Annotated in this window: 24 protein-coding genes and 1 tRNA gene; 12 read left to right on the plus strand and 13 right to left on the minus strand. The window is 62.9% G+C overall.

The features are described 5' to 3' along the window. Nucleotides 1-4: 4 nt before the first annotated feature. The 4 genes from RID11_RS17645 to RID11_RS17660 form a co-directional block, all read right to left on the minus strand. Complete coding sequence (locus RID11_RS17645) at nucleotides 5-1,120, minus strand: site-specific DNA-methyltransferase (protein WP_350141479.1); 1,116 nt, start codon at nucleotides 1,118-1,120, stop codon at nucleotides 5-7. Nucleotides 1,121-1,222: 102 nt separating this feature from the next. Then, nucleotides 1,223-1,843 carry a ribonuclease HII gene (rnhB, locus tag RID11_RS17650; RefSeq protein ID WP_350141481.1) on the minus strand — a complete coding sequence of 207 codons (621 nt, stop codon included), beginning with the start codon at nucleotides 1,841-1,843 and terminating at the stop codon, nucleotides 1,223-1,225. Between the two features lie 108 nt (nucleotides 1,844-1,951). After that, nucleotides 1,952-2,404 (minus strand): hypothetical protein, encoded by a 453-nt coding sequence (locus RID11_RS17655; protein WP_350141483.1) that lies wholly within the window; start codon nucleotides 2,402-2,404, stop codon nucleotides 1,952-1,954. Nucleotides 2,405-2,426: 22 nt separating this feature from the next. Further along, on the minus strand, nucleotides 2,427-2,804 hold the full coding sequence (locus tag RID11_RS17660; RefSeq protein WP_350141484.1) for a hypothetical protein: 378 nt from the start codon (nucleotides 2,802-2,804) through the stop codon (nucleotides 2,427-2,429). A gap of 195 nt (nucleotides 2,805-2,999) precedes the next feature. Between RID11_RS17660 and RID11_RS17665 the strand changes: the two genes are divergently transcribed. Both RID11_RS17665 and RID11_RS17670 read left to right on the plus strand, forming a co-directional pair. Continuing rightward, the gene (locus RID11_RS17665; protein WP_350141486.1) at nucleotides 3,000-3,233 is read left to right on the plus strand and encodes a hypothetical protein; all 234 of its coding nucleotides are present in this window, start codon (nucleotides 3,000-3,002) and stop codon (nucleotides 3,231-3,233) included. A 25-nt stretch (nucleotides 3,234-3,258) separates the two neighbouring features. Continuing rightward, the gene (locus tag RID11_RS17670) at nucleotides 3,259-3,963 is read left to right on the plus strand and encodes a winged helix-turn-helix domain-containing protein (RefSeq protein ID WP_350141488.1); all 705 of its coding nucleotides are present in this window, start codon (nucleotides 3,259-3,261) and stop codon (nucleotides 3,961-3,963) included. Here the strand turns inward: RID11_RS17670 and RID11_RS17675 are convergent, their stop codons facing one another. The 8 genes from RID11_RS17675 to RID11_RS17710 all read right to left on the minus strand — a co-directional run bounded on the left by RID11_RS17675 (nucleotide 3,964) and on the right by RID11_RS17710 (nucleotide 10,523). Next, on the minus strand, nucleotides 3,964-4,974 hold the full coding sequence (locus RID11_RS17675) for a cytochrome d ubiquinol oxidase subunit II (protein ID WP_350141490.1): 1,011 nt from the start codon (nucleotides 4,972-4,974) through the stop codon (nucleotides 3,964-3,966). 1 nt (nucleotide 4,975) lies between these two features. Further along, on the minus strand, nucleotides 4,976-6,361 hold the full coding sequence (locus RID11_RS17680; protein ID WP_350141492.1) for a cytochrome ubiquinol oxidase subunit I: 1,386 nt from the start codon (nucleotides 6,359-6,361) through the stop codon (nucleotides 4,976-4,978). Between the two features lie 184 nt (nucleotides 6,362-6,545). Beyond that, nucleotides 6,546-6,917: a GNAT family N-acetyltransferase gene (locus RID11_RS17685; RefSeq protein ID WP_350141494.1), complete on the minus strand. Its 372-nt coding sequence runs from the start codon at nucleotides 6,915-6,917 to the stop codon at nucleotides 6,546-6,548. After that, a complete protein-coding gene (locus tag RID11_RS17690; RefSeq protein ID WP_350141496.1) occupies nucleotides 6,865-7,392 on the minus strand; it encodes a hypothetical protein in 528 nt (175 codons plus the stop codon). Before RID11_RS17690 ends, RID11_RS17685 begins: the two co-directional genes overlap by 53 nt. Nucleotides 7,393-7,398: 6 nt before the next feature. Beyond that, nucleotides 7,399-7,926 (minus strand): hypothetical protein, encoded by a 528-nt coding sequence (locus RID11_RS17695; protein WP_350141498.1) that lies wholly within the window; start codon nucleotides 7,924-7,926, stop codon nucleotides 7,399-7,401. Further along, nucleotides 7,923-8,129: a hypothetical protein gene (locus RID11_RS17700; RefSeq protein WP_350141500.1), complete on the minus strand. Its 207-nt coding sequence runs from the start codon at nucleotides 8,127-8,129 to the stop codon at nucleotides 7,923-7,925. The genes RID11_RS17695 and RID11_RS17700 overlap by 4 nt, the downstream gene beginning before the upstream one ends. 211 nt (nucleotides 8,130-8,340) lie before the next feature. Beyond that, nucleotides 8,341-10,245: a sensor histidine kinase gene (locus RID11_RS17705; RefSeq protein WP_350141603.1), complete on the minus strand. Its 1,905-nt coding sequence runs from the start codon at nucleotides 10,243-10,245 to the stop codon at nucleotides 8,341-8,343. A gap of 201 nt (nucleotides 10,246-10,446) precedes the next feature. After that, a tRNA-Arg gene (locus RID11_RS17710) sits at nucleotides 10,447-10,523 on the minus strand. A gap of 153 nt (nucleotides 10,524-10,676) precedes the next feature. On the opposite strand from RID11_RS17710, the gene RID11_RS17715 reads away from it, so the two are divergent. The 5 genes from RID11_RS17715 (at nucleotide 10,677) to pnp (ending at nucleotide 16,547) form a co-directional block, all read left to right on the plus strand. After that, a complete protein-coding gene (locus tag RID11_RS17715; RefSeq protein ID WP_350141502.1) occupies nucleotides 10,677-11,702 on the plus strand; it encodes a LacI family DNA-binding transcriptional regulator in 1,026 nt (341 codons plus the stop codon). 108 nt (nucleotides 11,703-11,810) lie between these two features. Beyond that, a complete protein-coding gene (locus RID11_RS17720; protein ID WP_350141504.1) occupies nucleotides 11,811-12,758 on the plus strand; it encodes an NAD(P)-dependent oxidoreductase in 948 nt (315 codons plus the stop codon). 102 nt (nucleotides 12,759-12,860) lie between these two features. Then, nucleotides 12,861-13,829, plus strand: coding sequence for a calcium-binding protein (locus tag RID11_RS17725; protein WP_350141506.1), 969 nt, complete (start codon nucleotides 12,861-12,863; stop codon nucleotides 13,827-13,829). Nucleotides 13,830-13,976: 147 nt separating this feature from the next. After that, nucleotides 13,977-14,246 (plus strand): 30S ribosomal protein S15, encoded by a 270-nt coding sequence (gene rpsO / locus RID11_RS17730; protein WP_050662966.1) that lies wholly within the window; start codon nucleotides 13,977-13,979, stop codon nucleotides 14,244-14,246. A 168-nt stretch (nucleotides 14,247-14,414) separates the two neighbouring features. Next, a complete protein-coding gene (gene pnp / locus RID11_RS17735) occupies nucleotides 14,415-16,547 on the plus strand; it encodes a polyribonucleotide nucleotidyltransferase (RefSeq protein ID WP_350141508.1) in 2,133 nt (710 codons plus the stop codon). A 76-nt stretch (nucleotides 16,548-16,623) separates the two neighbouring features. Here the strand turns inward: pnp and RID11_RS17740 are convergent, their stop codons facing one another. Beyond that, a complete protein-coding gene (locus RID11_RS17740; RefSeq protein WP_350141509.1) occupies nucleotides 16,624-17,808 on the minus strand; it encodes a M24 family metallopeptidase in 1,185 nt (394 codons plus the stop codon). 165 nt (nucleotides 17,809-17,973) lie between these two features. Between RID11_RS17740 and eutB the strand changes: the two genes are divergently transcribed. The 5 genes from eutB (at nucleotide 17,974) to RID11_RS17765 (ending at nucleotide 23,456) form a co-directional block, all read left to right on the plus strand. Beyond that, on the plus strand, nucleotides 17,974-18,975 hold the full coding sequence (gene eutB, locus RID11_RS17745; protein ID WP_350141510.1) for a hydroxyectoine utilization dehydratase EutB: 1,002 nt from the start codon (nucleotides 17,974-17,976) through the stop codon (nucleotides 18,973-18,975). Further along, a complete protein-coding gene (locus RID11_RS17750) occupies nucleotides 18,965-19,954 on the plus strand; it encodes a cyclodeaminase (RefSeq protein WP_350141512.1) in 990 nt (329 codons plus the stop codon). The genes eutB and RID11_RS17750 overlap by 11 nt, the downstream gene beginning before the upstream one ends. Continuing rightward, a complete protein-coding gene (locus RID11_RS17755) occupies nucleotides 19,951-20,424 on the plus strand; it encodes an Lrp/AsnC family transcriptional regulator (protein WP_350141514.1) in 474 nt (157 codons plus the stop codon). The genes RID11_RS17750 and RID11_RS17755 overlap by 4 nt, the downstream gene beginning before the upstream one ends. Nucleotides 20,425-20,531: 107 nt before the next feature. After that, nucleotides 20,532-22,007 (plus strand): NAD-dependent succinate-semialdehyde dehydrogenase, encoded by a 1,476-nt coding sequence (locus RID11_RS17760; protein ID WP_350141516.1) that lies wholly within the window; start codon nucleotides 20,532-20,534, stop codon nucleotides 22,005-22,007. Between the two features lie 78 nt (nucleotides 22,008-22,085). After that, complete coding sequence (locus RID11_RS17765; RefSeq protein ID WP_350141518.1) at nucleotides 22,086-23,456, plus strand: aspartate aminotransferase family protein; 1,371 nt, start codon at nucleotides 22,086-22,088, stop codon at nucleotides 23,454-23,456.

Consider the following 23,456-nt stretch of genomic DNA (forward strand, 5'->3'; position numbering starts at 1 on the left):
ATGATCAGTTGGGCCGCTCTTCCATTTCCGAGCGGATCTGCTGGCGCAGCACGTCGATGGGCACGGTCTTGCCCTCGCGGCGAAAGCACCAATAAGTCCAGCCATTGCAGGAGGGCGCGCCTTCGAGATGCGCGCCGACCTGATGGATCGAGCCTTTGACATCGCCGCCGATGAGCGTGCCATCGGCGCGCACCTTGGCCTTGTGGCGCTTGTTCATGGAATAGAGTTCTTCGCCCGGGCGTAGCATGCCCCGCTCGATGAGCGTGCCGAAGGGCACGCGCGGCTCGGCGCGTTTGGAGGTCGAGACCTGAAGCGCGTCGCGGTCGTATTTACGGATATTGGCGAGCCGCTTTTCGGCCACCTTGCGATAGGCGGCCTCGCGCTCGATCCCGATGTAATCGCGGCCCAGCATCTTGGCCACAGCCCCGGTGGTGCCGGTGCCGAAGAACGGGTCGAGCACCACGTCGCCTGGATTGGTGGAGCCAACGATCACACGGTGCAGCAGGCTCTCGGGCTTTTGCGTCGGGTGCGCCTTGTCGCCGTTGTCATCCTTGAGCCGCTCATGCCCTGTGCAGATGGGTAGCACCCAATCCGAGCGCATCTGGATCCCGTCATTGAGCGATTTCAGCGCCTCGTAGTTGAAGGTGTACTTCGCGCCCTCTTCCTTGCTGGCCCAGATCATCGTCTCATGCGCGTTGGTCAGGCGCTTGCCACGGAAATTCGGCATCGGGTTGGACTTGCGCCAGACCACGTCGTTGAGCACCCAGAACCCCGCGTCCTGCAACGCGGCGCCAACGCGGAAAATGTTGTGATAAGAGCCGATGACCCAGATCGCGCCGGTGGGTTTCAAAATGCGCCGCGCCGCCGCCAGCCATTGCCGCGTGAACCGGTCATAGGTGGCAAAGCTGGCAAACTGGTCCCAGGCGTCATCGACGGCATCGACCTGGCTGTTGTCCGGGCGATGCAGATCGCCGCGCAGTTGCAGATTATAGGGCGGGTCGGCAAAGATCAGGTCGACGCTGGCTTCGGGCAGGCCATTCATCACCTCGATGCAATCACCGTCCAGAATCGTGTTGAGAGGGAGCACGGGTGCGCTCTTTTTCTTGGTCATCGTTTTCATCTTCTGCCTCTGTGCCGGCGCTGATGCGCTCTGGTGTTATTGAGGTTAAAGATGAGTCAAACCCGATTCGCCGTCAATTTCTTTTTTGAATCAGGGGGTTAGTTATTTATCTTGATACAAGATATTGTGGACCGGTTTGAAGGAACGTCTATGGTGTGGGGTGACACCGAGATTTAGAAGTGCTGCCTTGTGGCTTTTGGAGGGGTAGCCCGCGTTGCGCTCCCAGCCGTAGCCGGGGAACTGTTGCGCCAAATCCCGCATCAGCTGATCGCGCCTTGTTTTCGCCACAATCGAGGCCGCCGCAATCGACAGTGACGCGGCATCGCCCTTGATGATCGCAAGCGCCGGAAGGGTCAGCCCGCGCGGGATCAGATTACCGTCGATCAGTGCCATGTCAGGGGCATGCTCAAGCCCCGCAATCGCCCGTTCCATCGCCAGATGCGCGGCGCGCAGGATGTTGATCTCGTCGATCTCCGCGACCGTCGCATGCGCGACCGAGACCTGCGCGCAGTCCATCAGCGCGGCACAGAGCGCCTCGCGACGTTTCTCGCTCAGTTTCTTGGAATCGTTCAGCCCCTCGGGGATACACGCGGGATCGAGGATCACGGCAGCGGCGGTCACCGGCCCGGCAATCGGGCCGCGCCCGACCTCGTCCACCCCCGCAATGCGAAAGAAGCCCGCCGCGCGGGCCTCGGTTTCGTGAAAGAGATCGGGGCCGGTCATGGTCAGGTGAGATCGCACGCCACCCTGAAAATGCAAAGGCCCAAATGCAAAGGCCCAAATGTAAAGGGAAGAGGCGCGCCCCTTCCCTTTACCGGCCTGCTCGATGGTTCAGTAATAGCCATATTGGTTCAGACAGCGGTCGCGGTAGATGGTGCGGTGATGCCCGCCCACACGCACGGCGCAGGCCGACGGCAACGCGGCATGGCCGTAGTCATAACCGCGCAGGCACCGCCCGGAATAGCCCGAGCGATGGCCGTTATAGACTCGGCAATTACCGGGCAGGTTGACCCGTTTGGCGTGGCCATAGCCCTTGTCATGGCCGCGCCCGTGACCGCGCCCGACATGGTGACTGTCACTGTGCCCGCGAGAGACATGGCCGCGACCGTGACGGTCCTTATCATTGTTGTCATTCGCGATGGCCGCGCCAATCAGCCCGCCCACGATCAGCCCGCCTAGAAGGTTGGCATTGTCACTGCGGTCCCGGGCGAGCGCGGGGTCGGCAAATCCCGTGCCGAGGCTCAGCGTGGCGGCGGTTAGGATGGTCGTGATCCTGGTGAACATCATGCTCTCCTCTCAGATTGCCTTATTTGCCGTAACGATCGCGACGATAGTCGGAGCCGTACTGCCGGTTCCGATGCCCCATGTGATGGCGCGTCCCGTAATGGCCACGGCGGAAGGCATTATGGTGACCGCGCTGCACGCGGTGACGTGGTGCCGCGCGATACCCGTTATGGCGGCGCGGGGCATAGCCATGGCTCTTGTGGCCATGGCCGCGCGAGACGTAGTCCCGGCGCTTGTCGCGCTTGTTGTCGGCGATGGCAGCCCCCACGATGGCAAGGGCGGCGACCCCTGCGATGATGGCGGCGGCTTCGCCCCGGTCGCGGGCCTCGACGGGCGAGGCGGCAAGGCTGGTGACGGTCATGGCCGATCCGATGATGAAGGCGATGAACTTGCGGTGCATGATCTTTCCTTTCAGAGGGGTGGACGGGGTGTCCTTGGCGTGCGGCCTGCATGACCGTCCGCGATGCACTGAAGGTGGGCCATGCCTGCCAAGACACGCAATATCGGCCCCATGATATCAGATAACAGGCTCTTTCCGGGTCATTTCGGGTCACAGGATATTGAATAGCCGCGGGGTTCGGCGCATCTTGCCGCCATGACACAGATCACACGCCTCACCATTGCCGCCCTTGGCCTGTCTCTTATGGCCGGGGCCGCGCAGGCCGCCTGTCAGGTGGAATACAAGGCCAAGCGCGACAAGCCGCTTGAGCTCTACTATGATGTGACCACGGTCAACGCGCCGTGTTCACAGGCCGAGGCCGCGCTGCGCTCGCAGCTTGCTGCGCGCGGGCTGACCCTGCTCAAGGTCTTGTCGAAGAAGGAAAAGTGATGGTGAGCGACACGAGGGCACGCCGATGCGCGGAATAGAGGCCACGGCGGCGGATGCGCGCCGCGCGGGCAATCGGGTGGTGATCATCGGCGTGATCGCGATTGTGGCAATCCTGACGCTTGCGGCGATCTTCCTGTTCCTCAGCCTGCCCGACGCCAACGCCTTCAACGCACGGGTCGAGCGGATCTTCGTCGAGAACGACGCGCTGACCGGTGAGGGCGAGATCAAGCTGCTGGAAATCCTCGCGCTCTCGGGCACGGCCTTCTCGGAAACACTTGTCAGTTACCGGATGGTGATATTCGTCCTGCTGGTCTTTGCGACCGCCCTGCTGGTCGCCGCATTGGTGTTTCTTGTGATGCTGATCACGCTCAACCGCCGCATGGCGCAGATCGAGCGGTCGGGGATCCAGGTCAGTTCTCTCCTGATCAGCCGCGATGAAAAAACCGTTTATCTCAACAACATGGGCTTCAAGCTGACCGATGCCGCGATGGAGACGCTCAGCGTTCTGGCCGAGGCGCGGCTTGATGACGATGTACTGACCGGGGCCGAAATCGAGGCGGTGATCTCGGGCCGCAAGACCGAGGATTGCGAAGAGGCGGCTGGCGCCACCCGGATCAAGCGCCTGCGCGACACCCTCGGCAATCAGCTGGTGAGCGAATTGCTGGTGAAGAACATCGCGCGGCGCGGTTACATGCTCGCCATCGACAAGGACGTGATCCGGGTGCTCTGATCACTCGTAGCTGAGCGCCGTCGCCTTGCCCCGGAACACCCGGTACGACAGCGCCGTGTAGCCCAGGATCATTGGCAGCACGAAGAGCGTGCCGATCAAGATGATGAACAGGCTCTCGGGCGCGCTCGCCGCCTCGTAAATGGTCAGCTTCTCGGGCACCACATAGGGGTAAAAGCTGTACGCCATGCCGCAGAACGCCAGCGCGAAGAGCGCGATGCTGACCGCGAAGGGAAACCACGCGAAACTGTCGTCGCTTGTGGGCATCCGCCGCAGCGCGATCCACAATAGGGCCACCAGCGCCGCCGAGATGATTGGCAGCGGGGCCAGAAACAGCGCCTCGGGCATTGCGAACCATTTGTCAAAAATGCGCGGGCTGACCACCGGCGATGCCAGTGACACTGCACCAAGGCCGAGGATCAGCCCCCATATACCGCCCTTGGCCCAGCCGACCGCCTTGCGCTGCAACGCGCCTTCGGTCTTGAGGATCAGCCACGCCGCCCCGATGAAGCTGTAGCCGACCGTCAGGAACACCGCCGTCAGCGCGGCAAAAGCCCATGTCGCCGGGCGCTGTTCCAGACCCATGATATACATGCCCAGCATGTAGCCTTGCGACAGCGCGGTCATCAGGCTGCCCGCATAGAACGACAGGTTCCACAATCCCTTGCGCGCAGGCGGCGCCTTGGCCCGGAACTCGAACGCCACACCGCGCAGGATCAGACCGATCAGCATGATCGCCACCGGCAGGTAAAGCGCCGTCAGGATCGCGCCATGCGCGGCCGGAAAGGCCACCAGCAGGATGCCAATGGCCAGCACCAACCAAGTCTCGTTGGCGTCCCAGAACGGCCCGATCGAGGCAACCATGCGGTCCTTTTCGGCGGGTTCCGCGAAGGGGAACAGCACGCCAACACCAAGGTCGAACCCGTCGAGCACCACGTAGATCAGGATCGACAGGCCCATAAGCGCCGCGAAAGCCAGCGGCAGCCAGATTGCGGGATCTCCGAAATAGGTCATGTCATTCTCCGGGAACATGCGCGGCCATCGGCTGCCCGCGCGGGGTGGTGGTCTCGGGCGTGTCCCCCCGCGCCGCCTTGCGGGCCAGATAGAGGATCGCGCTGATATAGGCGATCAACAGCGCCGCATAGACCGTGAGATAGGCGATCAGCGTGGTCGCGACCATCGGTGCGGGCACGGCGGCTACCGCTTGATCAGTGCTCAGCACGCCGGTCACAAGCCAAGGCTGACGCCCGATCTCGGTCGTGTACCAGCCCGCCAGCGTGGCGACCCAGCCCGACAGCGCCATCGGCACCATCGCCCAGAGCACCGGGCGCGGCAGCCCCTCGACCCCGGCGCGGCGGCGCGTCATCAGGATCGCGGCACCCCAGCTGAGGACCAGCATGGCAAAGCCGGTGCCGACCATCACCCGGAAGCTGTAAAAGACCGGGGCGACGGGCGGGTGCATGACGGTGCCATCCTCGCCGATGAACTCGTTGAGCCCCGGTACCACACCCTCCGCGTGATGCTTGAGGATGAGCGAGGCCCCGTTGGGAATGCCAATCTCGAACCGGTTTTCGCGCGCGGCCTCGTCCGGCACGGCAAAGAGCAGCAGCGGCACGTTGCCCCGCGTTTCCCAGTTGCCTTCCATCGCGGCCACCTTGGCGGGCTGATGTTCCAGCGTGTTGAGCCCGTGAAAATCGCCCGCGAGGATTTGCAGCGGGATGAGGGCCGCGCCGACGAAAACGCCGGTGCGCAGCGTCGCGCGCACCGCGTCAGAACGATCCCCCCAGAGCCAGCGCAGCGCCGAGACGCCTGCGATCAGGAAGGCCACGGTCAAACCGCTCGCTAACAGCATATGGGTCAGCCGGTAGGGCATCGACGGGTTGAAGATGATCGCCATCCAGTCAGTCGCATGCGCCACGCCGTCGCGCATCTCAAAGCCCACGGGCGTGTGCATCCAACTGTTGAGGACGAGGATCCAGAAGGCCGACATGGTGGTGCCGAAGGCCACGAGGAATGTCGCCAGCGTGTGCATCCAGACGGGCACCCGCGACGCCCCGAAGAGCATGATCCCGAGAAACACCGCCTCCAGGAAGAACGCCGTCAGCACCTCGTAGGCCAAAAGCGGCCCCGCGATATTGCCCACGGCTTCCATGAAGCCGGGCCAGTTGGTGCCGAACTGAAACGACATGGTGATGCCCGACACCACGCCCATGCCGAAACTGAGCGCAAAGACCTTCACCCAGAAGCGATAGGCCTCCATCCATTTCTCGTTGCCGGTCTGCTGCCATGCCAGCTTGAACGCCAGCAGCATCCAGCCGAGCGCAATGGTGATGGTCGGAAACAGGATATGGAACGAGATATTCGCCCCGAATTGAATACGCGACAGCAGCAGCGTGTCCATGACGTGACCTCCGGTATGGGTTCACGTCATAACATAGATTTGAAACCGATGATTTGACCCCCCCTGCGACAGAGTGCTCAGGGTGTGTTGAGGTATGAGGTGATTTCGACTGAGTCAGGCCACGTTGGGGGGTGCGGTTCGATCTTGACCGCTGCTCGGCGCATGGCTCAAACCGGTCGACACTCTATAGTCCGTCCGTCATCAGAATAAGAGCCATCGCAATGCCATGCGGGTTTGAATGTGCGATGACCGCAAATAATGTTGCGCAAGACTGCGCCTTGACTGCGCTCAGGAACAGGGACGTTCCGATGCCATGACGCCGGGCGTCCCGTTTGACCCAGAGACCAATTTCACGCGATTGCTCGAACAGCACGGCAACGGCGCGCGGGCCTTCGTCGGATCGGTCGAGATCGGCCGCTCCAGACTGGCAAGGCACCATCTGACCTTGCGGCGCGAAGAATGTGCGACACAGCCCGGCATCTTCTGCAAATGCGTGCGAGGTTTCACATGTCTGAGAGGTCCGCGTCCGGATCGATTTGCCCAAATTCGGTTTCATATTTCAGCAAGAGCTCCTCCATTTCATCGGTGGGCAGCGTCTCAAGGCAATGCCATCGGATGAACACGTCAACATGCTCTGACATCCGTTCATCGAGGGACACCAGAAGAACCAATTCGTTCACGGGTGTTTCTCCATCTGGCAAGCGCCCCGTGTTGAGAAATGCATACAGCGGATAAAACGCCCCGGATCCTGTCGCATCCGGATAGACGGGTTTTCCCTCGTCATTCTCGTGCACCACCAGCCGAAGCCCACGCAGAAGGCCGGAATGCGTCACGCTCAGAATCGGATTGCCGTCGCGCTCGGTATCGTAGAGCGGCGCAAAGCCTGCCATGTCCGGCCCCAACACAGCGCGGACTCGTTCCGCCCAATAGAGTTCGAGCATCAGACACTGGAAATCATCCGTTTGCCAGCCCGGGAACGGAAAAGCCGGGTGCTGACGGATATCATCAAGCGTGTAGCTGGGCGGTGTCATGTGAACCTATGAGATAAAGTTGGGCGACGGGCCATAGCTGTCGATGGCGTAGCGCTTGCCACCGCTGGGGTCTGAGGCAGGAAATGTCTTCTCGCCGAGATAGCCTGAAGGAGGGCGCGCCGCGACCCAGCGTTCAAGACGCGTTTTGGCCTGGATGCGCACATTGCGCTGGCGTCGGCTCAGCATTGCCCATGTCGCTTGTGACAAGCCGATGGCGGTAGCCGCAGCAATCGGGGCACCGTTGTTCACCAGAGGTGGGGCACCGATTGTGCTGCCCGTGGTTCCTCCGCAGTCGCGCCCTTGGGCGTGCACGCGTACCGAATAGGAGCGCGGGCAATTACCTGAGACACAGGTATCCGTTCGCGGCACGGCCGGCGCACGCGGTACCGCCTCGGCGTCAGATCGTGTCGCCTGGTACACTTCATTACCCAACATAACGGTGCCGACTGTAATGATCGTCCCGCCAACTGCCCAGAGAACCCACCCCGGAGGCCCGCCTGCCGCGGCCGGGGCCATGATCGCATAGCCGCTCATTCAGTGGTCTCCAATCGTCGTTGGAAGGCTATAGCCATCAGGATGATGTGGCGCGCCTTGGTATTCCCGCTCAGTGCGGGTTGCCTGACAATATACTCAAAGTTCGGGTCGGTTGTTACGTCGATACCGCTTTGCAGGCAGATCGCAAGCAGGCCGCGTTGATAAAGACCGTGGTCCGTGAGCGTGACTATCCGATGCCACATCGCCCAATCACCGGCCTTTCGGTAGACTTAGACATGTTCATGGAGCGCCGCTTGCCAAACCGCAAGAAACTATTTCGTCGCGGGCATATAAACACGGCGCGCCCGGCGCTAGGAAAAGGGTGCCAGGCCGGTGGTCCGAAGCCTATGACCGCAGCGCACCGATCGGCGCGTCGTGGTGGCCGGCACGGCCCGCACCTCATCTTGTTATCTGTCACACCGGATCTGTTCGCGGCAGGTAGATGCGAAAGCAACTGCCCTCGCCGGGGGTGGAGGTGACGCTCAGCTGTCCGCCCGCGCGGGTGATCAGGGTTTGGCTGATCGACAGGCCGAGGCCGGTGCCCTCGGCCTGCTTGGTGGTGTAGAACGGATCGAAAATACGCTTGCGCACCTCGGGCGTGATGCCGTAGCCGGTATCCTCGACATGGATCGCGAGGCCGTGCCCCTCGTCAAACACCCGGATCGTCAGCGTGCCGCCCCGGGCCATCGCATGCACCGCGTTGAGGATCAGGTTGACGATCACCTGCTGCAACTCGGTGCGCGCCATCAGCACCGTGCGGTCGCTCTCCAGATGCAGCCTGACCTCGACGCCCGCCGCCTCGATCTGGTGCCGCGTCAGTACGAGGCAATCGCGCGCCACCTCGGCGGGCCGGATCGTGCTGCTGGCTCCGGAATATTCCTCTGGCTTGGCGAATTGCAGCAGTTTCGAGACGATGGCGCTTATCCGGTAGACCTGATCGTCGATCAGGTCGAATTCGGTCTTCACGGCGTCGGCCTTGTGTCGGAGCGTGTTGCGGGCCACCTCGAGATTGCCCTGAATGACGGCGATGGGGTTGTTGATCTCATGCGCCACGCTGGCGGTGATCTCGCCCACGGCAGCCAGTTTCTCGGACATGATCAGGCGTTCTGTGGTCTTTTCCAGCTTGCGGTTGGCCTCTCGCAGGTCGCGGGTGCGGTCCTCGACCTTGTGCTCAAGGCTCTCGCCCCATTCGCGCAGCTGGCGGTCACGCTCCTGTATCTGGTCGAGCAATTCGTCGAGATGGGCGGCGACCTGCGCGATCTCGCCGGTATCGGCCTCTGGGCGGTTGCGCGCGTCCATGTCGCCTGCCTCGACCCGGGCGATGGTCTGCGTCATGCGCTCCAGCGGCAGGAAGATATGGCCCGCCCATCGCAGAAATATCGGCACCGAAAGGATGGCGATCAACAGGAACAGCGCAGCGAGGATAATGATCGTGTTGGTCTTGGCGGCTTGAAAGGGCGTCTCGAGAAAGCCGACATAGAGCATGCCGACCCGCGCGCCACGGCTGTCCACGATGGGCTCATAGGCCGAGATGTACCAGTCATTGACCACAAACGCCCGGTCGAGCCAGGTCTGCCCCTCGGTCAGCACCCGCTCCCGTACCTCCGCGGAGACCCGGGTGCCGAGGGCGCGCACGTTCTCGAAAAGGCGCACATTGGTCGAAACGCGCACGTCGTCGAGGAACAGCGTCGCGGTGCCCTGACTGCCCTCGGGTAGGCTCTGGTCGCGGTAGACCAGCGCATTGATCGTGTCGATGAAATCGAGATTGCGGTTGAGCAGCATGCCGCCCACCAATGCGCCGGGCCTCCCGTCGGGCAGGGGGATCGGGGCGGCGGAATGGATGATCATGCCGCGATCCTCGACCGCGCGGTCAGTGGGCACGGCGGCGCGCGTCTCGACCAGCCGGATTGCCGCACGCTCGGCCATGCCGGGCGCGAGTGCGTTCATCTGATCCCGAGAGAGAATATCCACCGCGCTGCGCCACTGACCCTGCACGGCGCTGCGCACCACCGGCCAATCCGCCGGGGTGAACCCGGCCTGCGGTGTCTCGCCATCGGTCAGGTAGAGAAAATCCAGCCCCAGCCTTTCGCGCTCCGCCTCAAGCAGCGCCGCGCGCGCTTCCGGTGTCTCCATCACCTCGCGCAGCGTCACGGAGTTGGCGATGGCATCCAGCCGCTCGCCCGAATTCTCCAGCAGCCGTTTCAGATACTGGTCGGCAATCGTCAGGTCGCCGTTGACCTTGGTGATCAGCAGGTCGTCGATCCGGCTCGTCCAGCGCAGCGTGGTACCACCGAGCAAGAGCGGCAGCAGCACCAGCATCGGCAAGAGTGCGATCACCAGAAGGCGGATGCGCACCGATCCGAAAAGCCGCACCAGAATACCCGGTCCCCGCTCTGACGGTGCGTATACGTTCCCGCCTTTCCTGTGCAAAACGGCCGTCCCTCCCCTGCCAGACCCATAATGCCCGATTGCCGCTGACACTCCAGAGGCTTTTCATGATCAGATCATGTCATGCGATACTGGCGACCCCGGCAGGATTCGAACCTGCAACCTGCCCCTTAGGAGGGGGCTGCTCTATCCAGTTGAGCCACGGGGCCGCGCGGGGCTTGATTACCCGGCAAAGCGGGATTTGTCATCGGTTGATTTGCCTGGTCGCGAAAATCACGATACCGGTGTGCTGCGCAGGCCGCTTGATCCGGCCCGCCTGTTCGCGGTAACAGTTGATCACGCCCCTATTCTGGACAACGCCCGTGACAAATCAAGACAGACGCCCCCTGACCCTGCGTGACGTGTCCGAGGCGGCGGGGGTATCCGAGATGACCGTCAGCCGCGTGCTGCGCAACAAGGGCGATGTGTCGGACGGCACCCGGCAGCGGGTGCTCGAGGCGGCCAAGCGGCTGGGCTATGTGCCCAACAAGATTGCGGGCGCGCTGGCCAGTCAGCGTGTGAACCTCGTGGCGGTGATCATCCCGTCGATGTCGAACATGGTGTTTCCCGAGGTGATGACCGGGATCAGCCAGGTGCTGGAGGAGACCAGCCTGCAACCGGTTGTGGGGCTGACCGGCTATCGCCCCGAGAAAGAGGAAAAGGTGCTCTACGAGATGCTCTCGTGGCGGCCCTCGGGCGTGATTATCGCCGGGCTGGAGCATTCGGATGCCAGCCGGGCGATGCTGAGGGCGAGCGGCATTCCTGTGGTCGAGATCATGGATGTGGATGGCACGCCGATCGATTCCGTGGTGGGCATCTCGCATCGCCGGGCCGGTCAGCAGATGGCGCAGGCGATCATTCGCGCGGGCTATCGCCGGATCGGCTTCATGGGCACGAAGATGCCGCTCGACCACCGCGCGCGCAAACGCTTTGAGGGGTTCACCGAGGCGCTGGCCAAGGCCGGGGTCGAGATGGCCGATCACGAGTTCTATTCCGGGGGCTCGGCGCTGCTCAAGGGGCGCGAGATGACCGCCGAGATGCTGCGGCGCACGCCGGATCTGGATTTCCTCTATTATTCCAATGACATGATAGGCGCAGGCGGGCTGCTCTACCTGCTGGAGCAGGGCGTGGATATTCCCGGCGAGGTGGGGCTGGCTGGCTTTAACGGGGTGGAGTTGTTGCAGGGGTTGCCGCGTGAGTTGGCCACCATGGATGCCTGCCGTCTGGAGATCGGACGCCGCGCCGCCGAGATCATCGCCGCGCGCGCGGAGCACCCCGAGACCGCCGAACCGGTGCGCATCGCGCTGGAGCCGACGATCAGCCTTGGTGACACGCTGCGCCGCGTCTGACGCGCTTTTTACAGCCCGCGCGCGTTTCCCTTTTGCATTTGTCTCGCGAATCGCAAAAGGCTGTGCGGAGCCGTCTTGAGAACGGTGCAAGCAACGGGGACATACTCTATGAAAATAGGCTTTATCGGTCTGGGCAATGTCGGTGGCAAACTGTCCGGCAGCCTGCTGCGCAACGGCCACGACCTGACGGTCTATGATCTCAACGGCGATCTGGTGGAGGGCTTTGTCGCGCGCGGCGCCAAACCGGGCGACAGCCCCGCGCAGCTGATGCACGACAGCGAGGTGGTGATCACCTGCCTGCCGTCACCCGCTGCCTCGGACGCGGTGATGATGCAGATGCTGCCCGAGATCGGTCCGGGCAAGATCTGGCTGGAGATGTCCACCACCGATGCAGGTGAAATCCGTCGGCTGGCCGGGATGGTCGAGGCGCGCGGTGGGGCGGCGGTGGATTGCCCGGTCTCGGGCGGCTGTCACCGGGCCGATACCGGCAATATTGCCATTTTCGCGGGCTGCGCGCGCGAGACTTTCGAGCAGGTTCTGCCGCTCTTGACGACGATGGGACGGCGGGTGCTGCATACCGGAGAGACCGGCAGCGCCTCGGTGCTCAAGGTGATCACCAATTACCTCGCCACCGCCAATCTGCTGAGTTGCTGCGAGGCGCTGGTCACCGCCAAGGCGGCGGGCATGGATCTGGCGACCGCCTATGAGGCGATCAAGATCAGTTCCGGCACCTCCTTCGTGCATGAAACCGAAAGCCAGGTGATCCTCAATGGCAGCCGCGACATTTCCTTTACGATGGATCTGGTGAAAAAGGATATTGGCCTCTTTCAGAAGATCGCCGACGAGGCGGGCGTGCCGCTGGAACTCTCGCCGCTGCTGATCTCGATCTTTGATGACGGCATCGCGCGCTACGGCGAGCGGGAATTGTCGCCCAACATCATCCGACGGCTTGAGGATGCCACGGGCCTCGATATCCGCGCGCCGGGCTTTCCGGCGCAGATGACCGATGACGAACCCGAAGAGCCGGGATATGAGGTGCGCCCTGCCACGCATTAACCATCGCATGCCAATCCGCTTGCCATAATCTGCGCGCTATAGTCTCCTGTTCGGGGTCTTTGGCGAGTATCGAGTATGCTGTTTTTTGCCGGTCTTTTGGGAATGGTTGCGGTCGGGGCTTCGGCCTTTGTCGGCATGGATGGTGTGGCCGACGGGGTGTCGCAGGATGACAGCCCGCTCGATGACCTGCCGCCGGAGAATGCCCCTGACCTGCTGGACCAGGTGGAGGATGCGCCGGAGACTCCGGTCTGGCAGGTGCTCGCCGGGCAGAACGGGGCCGATGAGATCGTCGGCACGGACGGGCGGGATCAGATCAACGGATATCAGGGCGATGACACGATCACCGGCGGGGCCGGTGCCGATGTGCTGCACGGGGCCGAAGGGCAGGACGTGATTTCCGGCGAGGGTGGCGATGATACGCTGCATGGTGGCGACGGCAATGACAGCCTGCTTGGCGGCCATGGCGACGACATCCTTTACGGGCATAATGACGATGACCAGCTTTCGGGCGGTGCGGGCGATGACAGCCTCGTCGGCAGTGCAGGCGATGACACGCTCTTGGGTGGCGCTGGCGCGGATGCGCTGCATGGCGATATCGGCAATGACCATCTGACCGGGGATCTGGGACAGGACACGCTGTTCGGCGGCATCGGCAACGACACACTCGGCGGCGCGGTGGATGACCCAGACACCACCGCGCGCGATGACATCGACGGGCAGGACTATCTCAATGGCGGGCCCGGAGATGACGTGATCCTCGCGGGGCAGGGCGATATCGTCAGCACCGGGTCGGGTATGGACAGCGTGCTTCTCGGGGAGTGGCTGAATGCTGACCATCAGGCCGAAATCCTCGATTTCTCGACCGCCCAGGATATCTTGCTGGTGGTCTACGATGATGCAGGTGGTGTCGTGCCTGACATCACATTGGAACCTGATCCCGCGACGGCCGGCACGCAGCATCTTGTGCTCGATGGCAGTGCCGTGGCAGTGATTGCGAATGCGCAGGGGCTGACGCTTGATCATGTCACGCTGTTGCCGCACAGTGAGCTGGCGGCGCTCACGGGTCTCTGATCCGGGTCAGAGATTCCCGCTTTCAATTTCCAACGAATTCTCCTATACGCGCGTATCCTTCGGGCCCGGCCCAAAGGCATATCTCATGGACCTTGCTGGACGACATCCCGGCTTGCGCCCGAAACCCTGAATGACAAGGAGATCCCGATGTCGATCACTGTTGAAGAAAAGCACCGCCTGATCAAGGAATTCGGCACCAAGGAGGGCGACACCGGTTCGCCCGAAGTACAGGTGGCCATCCTGACCTCGCGGATCACGACGCTGACCGAACACTTCAAGACCCACAAGAAGGACAACCACGGTCGCCGTGGCCTTTTGATGATGGTCGCGCAGCGTCGTAAGCTTCTCGACTATCTCAAGGGCAAGGAAGAGGCCCGTTACACGGACCTCATCAAGCGCCTCGGCATTCGCCGCTAAGACAAAAGACCGCGCCCCAAACGGGCGCGGTTTTCGTATGATCCGATTGTTCCCCGGTCTGGCTTTGCCGGGAACAGGATGAAGCAAGCAAAGCCGCGGGGCAATGCGGCCCCGGATGCAAATGGGCCCGACGGGATACGCCCGGACCGGCCAGAACCAGGAAACGTGATGTTTAAAGAGACGAAAAAATCGATGCAGTGGGGGGAAGAGACCCTCACACTGGAAACCGGCAAAATCGCCCGTCAGGCCGACGGGTCGGTGATCGCCACCCTTGGTGAGACCTCGGTCATGGCGAACGTGACCTTTGCCAAGGAACAGAAGCCGGGAATGGATTTCTTCCCGCTGACCGTTCATTATCAGGAAAAATACTACGCGGCGGGCAAGGTGCCCGGCGGTTTCTTCAAGCGTGAGGCTCGCCCGACCGAAAAAGAGACGCTGACCGCACGTCTGATCGACCGTCCGATCCGCCCGCTGTTCGTTCCGGGTTTCAAGAACGAAACGCTGGTGATGTGTACCGTTCTCAGCCACGATCTGGTCAATGACCCCGATATCGTGGCGATGATCGCGACCTCCGCCGCGCTGACCATTTCCGGCGCGCCGTTCCGGGGCCCGATCGCAGGCTGCCGCGTCGGCTTCTCGGATGGGGAATACATCCTCAACCCCGAGATCGACGACATGCACAACCTGCGCAACAACCCCGAGCAGCGTCTCGATCTGGTTGTCGCAGGCACCAAGGACGCCGTGATGATGGTCGAGTCCGAGGCCTATGAGCTGACCGAGGAAGAGATGCTTGGCGCGGTGACCTTCGCGCATGAGCAGATCCAACCGGTCTGTGACCTGATCGTGTCGCTCGCCGAGGATTGCGCCAAGGAGCCGTTCGACTTCTCGCCGCCGGATTACTCCGACCTCTACGCCGCCGTCAAAGCGGCCGGTGAAGAGCAGATGCGCGCTGCCTTTGCCATCCGCGACAAGCAGGAACGCACCCATGCGATTTCCGCAGCCAAAGACGCGATCAAGGCACAGCTGACCGAAGAGCAGCTTGAGGACGGCAACCTCGGGTCTGCCCTGAAAAAGCTCGAGTCGGTCGTGCTGCGCGGCGATGTCGTCAAGAACGGCAACCGCATCGACGGCCGTCGTCTGGATGAAATCCGCCCGATCGTCTGTGAAACCGGCCTGCTACCGCGCACCCACGGCTCGGCGCTCTTCACCCGTGGTGAGACGCAGGGCCTCGTGGTCACCACGCTCGGCACCGGCGACGACGAGCAGTTCATCGACGCGCTGCACGGGAATTTCAAATCGAACTTCCTGCTGCATTACAACTTCCCCCCCTATTCGGTGGGCGAAGCCGGGCGCGTGGGCCCTCCGGGCCGTCGTGAAATCGGCCATGGCAAGCTCGCGTGGCGCGCGCTTCAGGCGGTTCTGCCGCCCGCGACCGATTTCCCCTACACCATCCGTCTGGTCTCGGAGATCACGGAATCGAACGGTTCCTCCTCCATGGCCTCGGTCTGTGGCGGGTCGCTGTCGATGATGGATGCGGGCGTGCCGCTCAAGACATCCGTTGCCGGTGTGGCCATGGGCCTCGTGCTCGAAGAGGACGGCGAGTTTGCGATCCTGTCGGACATCCTCGGTGACGAAGATCACCTTGGCGACATGGATTTCAAGGTGGCCGGCACCGCCGAGGGCATCACGTCGCTGCAGATGGATATCAAGGTCGCGGGCATCACGCCCGAGATCATGAAGCAGGCGCTGGAACAGGCGAAAGCCGGGCGCATGCATATCCTCGGCGAGATGGACAAGGCGCTCTCGGGGGCCGCTGATTTCAGCATCCACGCGCCGCGCATCGAGACCATGCAGATCCCCACCGACAAGATCCGTGAAGTCATCGGGTCGGGCGGCAAGGTGATCCGCGAGATCGTCGAAGTGTCGGGCGCCAAGGTCGATATCAACGACGAGGGCGTCATCAAGATCGCGTCGCCCAACGGCGAGTCGATCAAGAAAGCCTATGACATGATCTGGTCGATCGTGGCCGAGCCGGAAGAGGGTCAGATCTATGACGGCAAGGTCGTCAAGATCGTCGACTTCGGGGCCTTCGTGAACTTCTTCGGCAAGCGTGACGGGCTGGTGCATGTCAGCCAGATCGAGAACCGCCGCCTGAACCACCCGAGCGACGTGCTCAAGGAAGGTCAGGACGTGAAGGTCAAGCTTTTGGGCTTTGATGATCGCGGCAAGGTCCGCCTGTCGATGAAGATGGTCGATCAGGAAACCGGCGAAGAGATCACCAAGGAAGACGCGACAGAATAACGCCGCTCATCCTGTGAAAAAAGCAACGCCGCTGCGGATCGCAGCGGCGTTGTTGTTTAAGGGCCCGGGTTTCGGCTCAGTCCTTGACGAACATCTTGCGCGGGCGGTTGCAGAAGGTTTCCGCCGGTCCGCTCTCCTTGATCAGGATCGACTCGGTGATCTCAAGCCCCCAGTCCGACATCCACAACCCCGGCATGAAGTGAAACGTCATGCCCGGTTCCAGCACGGTTTCGTCCTCCGAGCGCAGGCTGATCGTGCGCTCGCCCCAGTCGGGCGGATAGCTGAGCCCGATGGGATAGCCACAGCGTGCACCGCGTTCGATCCCGGCGCGTTCCAGCGGTGCGGCGAGCGCGTTGGCGACGTCACAGGCACGATTGCCCGCCGTTGCCGCCTCAAGCCCGGCCTCCAGCCCCTCGACCAGCGCCTTTTCCGCGTCGAGCAGGAATTGCGGTGGCTTACCGAGGAAGAGCGTCCGGCAGAGCGGCGCGTGATAGCGGCGGTAGCAGCCTGAAATCTCGAAGAACGTCGCCTCGCCGGTGGCAAATTCACGCCCGTCCCATGTCAGGTGCGGGGCGGCGGCGTCACTGCCCGAGGGCAGTAGCGGCACGATGGCCGGGTAATCGCCCCACGCGCCTTCGACGCCGCGGATCGCGTCGCGGAAAATCTCGGCGACGATTTCGTTTTTGGGAACCCCCGGCTCCACCCGCTCGAAGAGGCCATCGGTGATCTTTTCCGAGATGAGCGCCGCCTTGCGAATAAAGGCCAGTTCCTCGTCGGATTTCACGCCGCGCTGCCAGTTCACAAGGCTCGTCACATCGAGAAACGTCGCCTCTGGCAGTTCCTCACGCAGGGTCTGCATCGCCTTGGCGGAGAAATAGTAGTTGTCCATCTCGACGCCGATCCGCTTGTCCGCCAGCCCCATGCCGGTCAGACGTTCGGCCAGATCCTGCATCGGATGGCGCTCGAAGGATTGCACATAGTTATCTGGATAGCCGATCACACGGTCATCGGTCATCCAGACGGTGCGCACGCCGCCATTGGCATCCTGATTGCGGCCCCACCAGATCGGATCGGCATCGGGAAACACCAGCACGCCCTGATGCACATAAAAGGACCAGCCGTCATATCCCGTGATCCAGTGCTGGTTCGACGGGTCCGTGACGAAGATCGCATCGAGATCGCGCGCGGCCATCGCGGCGCGGGTTTTTTCGAGGCGGCGTTGATATTCCTGGTCGGAGAAGGGAAGGTCTTTTTCGATCATTTCAGGGCCTGTGGGTTGGATATTTGGCCCGGTTAGGGGATATCTTGGCGGCCCGCCCCAAGAAATACGCCACATGATGTCGTTTTCTGGCCGCGCAATGACGCAGAGTTGACGATAGGCTGCACCGCGCGCAGATTGCGCAGAGTGTGCGAAAAGGAGACAGCGATGCGCCCGGTTCTGGCCGATGTTCATGCCGCCGCAAAGGTGATCGCCGGGGTGGCCGATGCCACGCCGTTGGTGCCCTCGCCCTATATGAGCGACGTGGCAGGCCACGAATTCCTGCTCAAGCTGGAGAACATGCAACCCATCGGCGCGTTCAAGCTGCGCGGGGCATTGAATGCCGTGGCGGGGGTGCAGGAGGCCGCGGGCGTCACCTGCTGCTCCACCGGAAATCACGGGCGCGGCGTGGCCTATGCGGCGCGCGAGAGGGGCATTCGCGCCGTCATCTGCATGTCGGAACTGGTGCCGCAGGCCAAGGTCGACGGCATCCGCGCGCTGGGGGCCGACGTCTGCATCATCGGGCGCAGTCAGGACGCCGCACAGGCCGAGGCCGAGCGGCTGGTGCGCGAAGAGGGGCTGACCGAGATCTCGCCTTTCGATGATCCACTTGTGATCGCGGGCCAGGGTACCATCGGGCTCGAGATCATGGCGGCGCGGCCTGATATCGAGGTGCTTCTGGTGCCTCTATCGGGCGGTGGGCTGGCCGCCGGTGTGGCGATGGCGGCCAAGGCGATCAAGCCGTCGCTCCGCGTCGTGGGCATCAGCATGGACCGGGGCGCCGCGATGCACGAGAGCCTGCGCGCCGGTCACCCTGTCGAGGTCGAGGAGGTGGCGAGCCTCGCCGACAGCCTCGGTGGTGGCATCGGCCTGCGGAACCGGCTGAGCTTTCCGATGTGCCGCGATCTGCTGGACGAGGTGGTGCTGGTGACGGAGCAAGACATCTACCACGCCATGCAGGTGCTCTATTACGAAGACCGGATCGTGGCCGAGGGGGCCTGCGTGGTGGGGCTGGCGGCGGTGCTGTCGGGCAAGGTGAGCGTCACGGGACCGACCGCCACCATCATCACCGGCCGCAATCTGGATATGGAGATGTTCACCCGGATCATCACCGGGCGGGACGTGACACTGGGCGACACCGTGATCGGGGGCAAAGCATATGGCACATGACATCCGGATCGTGACCGAGGCGGAATTGCGCGCCGCTGTAGGGCTTGATCTCGATACCGTAAAGGTGGTCGAACAGGCGTTCGGTGCGCTCTCGGATGGCGGCGTGGTGATGCCGCCGGTGATGTCGATGGAGCTGGCCGAGGCGCATGGCGAGGTCGATGTGAAGACCGCCTATATCCCGGGTATGAGCGGCTTCGCGATCAAGGTCAGCCCCGGCTTTTTCGACAATCCCAAGCTGGGTCTGCCCAGCCTCAACGGGTTGATGATCCTGTTTTCCGCCAAAACCGGGCTGGTCGAGGCGGTGTTTCTCGACAATGGCTACCTGACCGACCTGCGGACCGCAGCGGCGGGGGCTGTCGCGGCGCAATACCTCGCCCCCGAGACGGTGCAGACGGCGGGGGTGATCGGCACCGGCGTTCAGGCCCGGCTTCAGGCGCGGGCGGCCTATCTGGTGCGACCCTTTGAACGGCTGCTGATCTGGGGGCGGGACGCCGAAAAGGCGCATTCTTGCGCCGGTGACCTGTCCGATCTCAAGTGCGATATTCAAGTGGTCGATACCACCGCCGATCTGGTGCGCGAGAGCCAATTGGTGATCACCACCACCCCCGCCAGGGAACCGGTGATCAAGGCCGCGTGGCTGCATCCCGGATTGCACATCACCGCGATGGGATCGGATCAGGCGGGCAAGAACGAGATCGACCCGCAGGCGCTGGTGCAGGCGGATCTCTACGTCGCCGACCGCGCCCCGCAGGCGCAATCCCTGGGCGAATTGCGCGCCGCGCTAGAAGCCGGGCTCTGGGCCGAAGATAGCCCTGTGGAACTGGGTGACGTGATCCGGGGCCGCGCGCGCGGACGGCGCGCCGCCGCTGAGGTGACGATCTGCGACCTCACCGGCACCGGCGCGCAGGACACGGCCATCGCCACCCATGTCATGGCGAAGCTTGCGGGCCGCGACGTGGGCACGGTGATCCATACATGAGGCTCGACGCGCGCGACCTTGATATCCTGCGGGTGCTGGCCGATGAGGGGCGCATCACCAAGGCGCAACTGGCCAGCCGCGTGGGTCTTTCGGCCAGCCCCTGCTGGGAGCGTCTCAAACGGCTGGAAGAGGCCGGGTTGATCGAGGGCTATAACGCCCGCATCAGCCTCAAGAAGCTGGGGCCACATGTAACGGTCTTTGTCGCTGTCGAACTGGCTGACCACACGCCCGCGTCTTTCCGCGCCTTTGAGGACAGCGTGCAGCATTACGGCGAGGTGACGGCCTGTTGGGCGCTGGGCGGCGGGTTCGACTACCTGATGCAGATCGTGACCCGCGACATCGACGCCTATCAGCGGCTGATCGACCAGATGCTCGAGGCCCGGATCGGACTGGCGCGCTATTTCACCTATATCGTGACCAAGCCGGTCAAATCCCCGCGCCTGCCACCTTTGGACATGTTTTTCGAATGATCATACGGAAATCCGCTCCTTAAGCAGAAGAAGATTCTGCAAGCGGCACTCAGTTCAGCCCCACTCTCTGCGCACACAGTATATTTTTCTGCGCAAAGGAGGGCCAAATGTCTGACTCAGCAATCTGGACCCGCAACGGGATCACCGACACGCGCCTCGTGCGCAACTTCGCCTATCTGGGCGGCAAATGGGTGGCCGGCGAGGACGGTGAGACCATCGCCGTGCGCAACCCCGGCGACGGGGCGGCGCTTGGCGATGTGGCCAGCCTCAGTGCCGATCAGGCGCGGCTGGCGGTGGACGCCGCGCAAGATGTGTTCGACGATTGGGCGATGACCCTGCCGCAGGACCGCTCCGCCATCCTGCGCCGCTGGTTCGACCTGATGATCGAGCATCGCGAAGATCTGGCGCGGATCATGGTGCTGGAACAGGGCAAGCCCCTGTCGGAAGCACGCGGCGAGATCGACTATGCGGCAAGTTTCGTCGAATATTACGCTGAGGAATCCAAACGCTCCAATATCGAGGGCGTGACCAGCCACCTGCCCGATGCAGAGGTTGAACTGTGGCTCGAGCCGGTGGGCGTCGCCGCGCTCATAACCCCGTGGAATTTCCCCGCCGCGATGCTGACGCGCAAGGCGGCGGCGGCGATGGCGGCAGGCTGCACAGTTGTTGCACATCCCTCTGGCGAGACGCCTTATTCGGCGCTGGCGCTGGCCGAACTGGCCGAGCGCGCAGGCATCCCGGCGGGCGTGTTCAACGTGGTCACGGGCCGCGCCGCGACCGTGGTCGAGCCCTGGACAAGCGACACCCGCGTGCGTGCGCTCAGCTTCACCGGCTCGACCAATATCGGGCAACTGCTCTATCGCCAATGCGCGGGCACAGTGAAGAAACTGGTCATGGAACTTGGCGGCCACGCGCCGGTGATCGTGTTCAAGAATGCCGATCTGGAAACCTCGGTCGAGGAATCGATCAAGGCGAAATTCGCCACCTCCGGGCAGGACTGCCTCGGCGCCAACCGCATCTACGTGGAGCGCGCGATCTATGACGAATTCTGCCGCCGCTTCACCGAGGAGACGCAGAAACTGACCCTCGGGCGCGGCATGGACAACCCCGATATCGGCCCGCTGATGAACGAAAAGGCGGTGCAGAAGCAGGAAGAGCACGTGGCCGACGCCCTGAAACACGGCGCGAAACTGGCCTGCGGCGGGCAGCGCGACGATCTCGGCCCGCTGTTCTATCAGCCCACGGTGCTGACCGATGTGCCCGATACGGCGGCGATCATGTGTGACGAGACCTTCGGCCCGGTGGCGGCGATCACGCCGTTTGACACCGAGGACGAGGTGGTGCGCCGCGCCAATGCGACCGAATTCGGCCTGATCGCCTATCTGCACAGCCACGACCCGCGCCGCATCTACCGGATGACGCGGGCGCTGCAATTCGGCATGGTGGCGGTGAACCGCACCAAGGTCACCGGCGCGCCCATCCCCTTTGGCGGGGTCAAGCAATCGGGCCTGGGCCGCGAGGGGGCAAGGCGCGGCATGGAAGAATTCATGGAGATCAAGTATGTCTGCCGCGATTGGGCGTGAGCAGACGAAATCTTGAAAAGATTTCGGCCCGGAATTTTTCGAAAATTCCGGCGCCCGCGATAAACGAAAGGAACAACGATGCTGCGCAATGACCAACTCGATCAATGGGATCGCGAAAACTTCTTCCACCCCTCGACGCATCTCGCGCAATTCGCGCGGGGCGAGGCCCCGAACCGGATCATCACCGGCGGCAGTGGCAGCCATATCGAGGATCGTGAAGGCAACCGCCTGCTCGACGCCTTCGCCGGGCTTTACTGTGTCAACGTCGGCTACGGGCGCGAGGCAATCGCCGATGCGATCGCCGATCAGGCCAAGGAACTTGCCTATTACCACGCCTATGTCGGCCACGGCACCGAGGCGTCGATCACGCTCTCGAAGATGATCCTCGACCGCGCACCCGATCACATGTCCAAGGTCTATTTCGGCCTGTCGGGGTCGGACGCCAACGAGACCAACATCAAGCTGATCTGGTATTACAACAACATCCTGGGCCGTCCCGAGAAGAAGAAGATCATCTCGCGCTGGCGCGGCTATCACGGCTCTGGCTTGATGACCGGCTCGCTGACGGGGCTGCACCTGTTCCACCAGAAATTCGACCTGCCGCTGGCGCAGGTGATCCATACCGAGGCACCATATTACTATCGCCGCGACGATGTGAACATGACCGAGGAACAGTTCGTCGCCCATTGCGCGGCAGAGCTTGAGGGGCTGATCGCGCGCGAGGGGGCCGACACCATCGCCGCCTTCATCGGCGAGCCGGTTCTGGGCACTGGGGGCATCGTGCCGCCGCCTGCCGGGTATTGGGAGGCGATCCAGCCGATCCTGGAAAAGCACGACATCCTGCTCATCGCCGACGAGGTCGTCACCGGCTTTGGCCGTCTCGGCACAATGTTCGGCTCCGAGCATTACGGGCTCAAGCCCGACCTCATCACCATCGCCAAGGGTCTGACCTCGGCCTATGCGCCGCTCTCGGGCAGCATCGTCAGCGACAAGATGTGGAAGGTGCTGGAGCAGGGCACCGACGAGAATGGCCCAATCGGTCATGGCTGGACCTATTCGGCGCATCCCATTGGCGCGGCGGCAGGGGTTGCGAACCTCAAGCTGCTGGATGATCTGGACCTGATCGCCAATAATCGCGAAGTCGGCGGCTATCTCAACACGACCATGACCGAGGCGCTCGCGCATCACCCCAATGTCGGCGAGGTGCGCGGCGAGGGCATGCTCTGCGCCGTGGAATTCGTCAAGGACCGCGACAGCCGCACGTTCTTTGACGCCGCCGATAAGGTGGGGCCGCAGATTTCTGCCGCACTCGCCGCCGATCACGTCATAGCACGGGCGATGCCGCAGGGCGATATCCTGGGATTCGCCCCACCCTTCTGCCTGACCAAGGCTGAGGCCGACGAGGTGGTGGAGAAAACCGCCAAGGCCGTCAATACCGTGCTCGGATAA

Origin of the sequence: Roseovarius sp. (assembly GCF_040219995.1) — a bacterium.
Lineage (GTDB): Bacteria > Pseudomonadota > Alphaproteobacteria > Rhodobacterales > Rhodobacteraceae > Roseovarius.

Bases quoted from the DNA above. Each gene is read 5' to 3' on its own strand.
- RID11_RS17645 (WP_350141479.1), bottom strand. From the start codon at position 1,120: ATGAAAACGATGACCAAGAAAAAGAGCGCACCCGTGCTCCCTCTCAAC.
- rnhB (WP_350141481.1), bottom strand. From the start codon at position 1,843: ATGACCGGCCCCGATCTCTTTCACGAAACCGAGGCCCGCGCGGCGGGC.
- RID11_RS17655 (WP_350141483.1), bottom strand. From the start codon at position 2,404: ATGTTCACCAGGATCACGACCATCCTAACCGCCGCCACGCTGAGCCTC.
- RID11_RS17660 (WP_350141484.1), bottom strand. From the start codon at position 2,804: ATGCACCGCAAGTTCATCGCCTTCATCATCGGATCGGCCATGACCGTC.
- RID11_RS17665 (WP_350141486.1), top strand. From the start codon at position 3,000: ATGACACAGATCACACGCCTCACCATTGCCGCCCTTGGCCTGTCTCTT.
- RID11_RS17670 (WP_350141488.1), top strand. From the start codon at position 3,259: ATGCGCGGAATAGAGGCCACGGCGGCGGATGCGCGCCGCGCGGGCAAT.
- RID11_RS17675 (WP_350141490.1), bottom strand. From the start codon at position 4,974: ATGACCTATTTCGGAGATCCCGCAATCTGGCTGCCGCTGGCTTTCGCG.
- RID11_RS17680 (WP_350141492.1), bottom strand. From the start codon at position 6,361: ATGGACACGCTGCTGCTGTCGCGTATTCAATTCGGGGCGAATATCTCG.
- RID11_RS17685 (WP_350141494.1), bottom strand. From the start codon at position 6,917: ATGAAACCGAATTTGGGCAAATCGATCCGGACGCGGACCTCTCAGACA.
- RID11_RS17690 (WP_350141496.1), bottom strand. From the start codon at position 7,392: ATGACACCGCCCAGCTACACGCTTGATGATATCCGTCAGCACCCGGCT.
- RID11_RS17695 (WP_350141498.1), bottom strand. From the start codon at position 7,926: ATGAGCGGCTATGCGATCATGGCCCCGGCCGCGGCAGGCGGGCCTCCG.
- RID11_RS17700 (WP_350141500.1), bottom strand. From the start codon at position 8,129: ATGTGGCATCGGATAGTCACGCTCACGGACCACGGTCTTTATCAACGC.
- RID11_RS17705 (WP_350141603.1), bottom strand. From the start codon at position 10,245: ATGCTGGTGCTGCTGCCGCTCTTGCTCGGTGGTACCACGCTGCGCTGG.
- RID11_RS17720 (WP_350141504.1), top strand. From the start codon at position 11,811: ATGAAAATAGGCTTTATCGGTCTGGGCAATGTCGGTGGCAAACTGTCC.
- RID11_RS17725 (WP_350141506.1), top strand. From the start codon at position 12,861: ATGGTTGCGGTCGGGGCTTCGGCCTTTGTCGGCATGGATGGTGTGGCC.
- rpsO (WP_050662966.1), top strand. From the start codon at position 13,977: ATGTCGATCACTGTTGAAGAAAAGCACCGCCTGATCAAGGAATTCGGC.
- pnp (WP_350141508.1), top strand. From the start codon at position 14,415: ATGTTTAAAGAGACGAAAAAATCGATGCAGTGGGGGGAAGAGACCCTC.
- RID11_RS17740 (WP_350141509.1), bottom strand. From the start codon at position 17,808: ATGATCGAAAAAGACCTTCCCTTCTCCGACCAGGAATATCAACGCCGC.
- eutB (WP_350141510.1), top strand. From the start codon at position 17,974: ATGCGCCCGGTTCTGGCCGATGTTCATGCCGCCGCAAAGGTGATCGCC.
- RID11_RS17750 (WP_350141512.1), top strand. From the start codon at position 18,965: ATGGCACATGACATCCGGATCGTGACCGAGGCGGAATTGCGCGCCGCT.
- RID11_RS17755 (WP_350141514.1), top strand. From the start codon at position 19,951: ATGAGGCTCGACGCGCGCGACCTTGATATCCTGCGGGTGCTGGCCGAT.
- RID11_RS17760 (WP_350141516.1), top strand. From the start codon at position 20,532: ATGTCTGACTCAGCAATCTGGACCCGCAACGGGATCACCGACACGCGC.
- RID11_RS17765 (WP_350141518.1), top strand. From the start codon at position 22,086: ATGCTGCGCAATGACCAACTCGATCAATGGGATCGCGAAAACTTCTTC.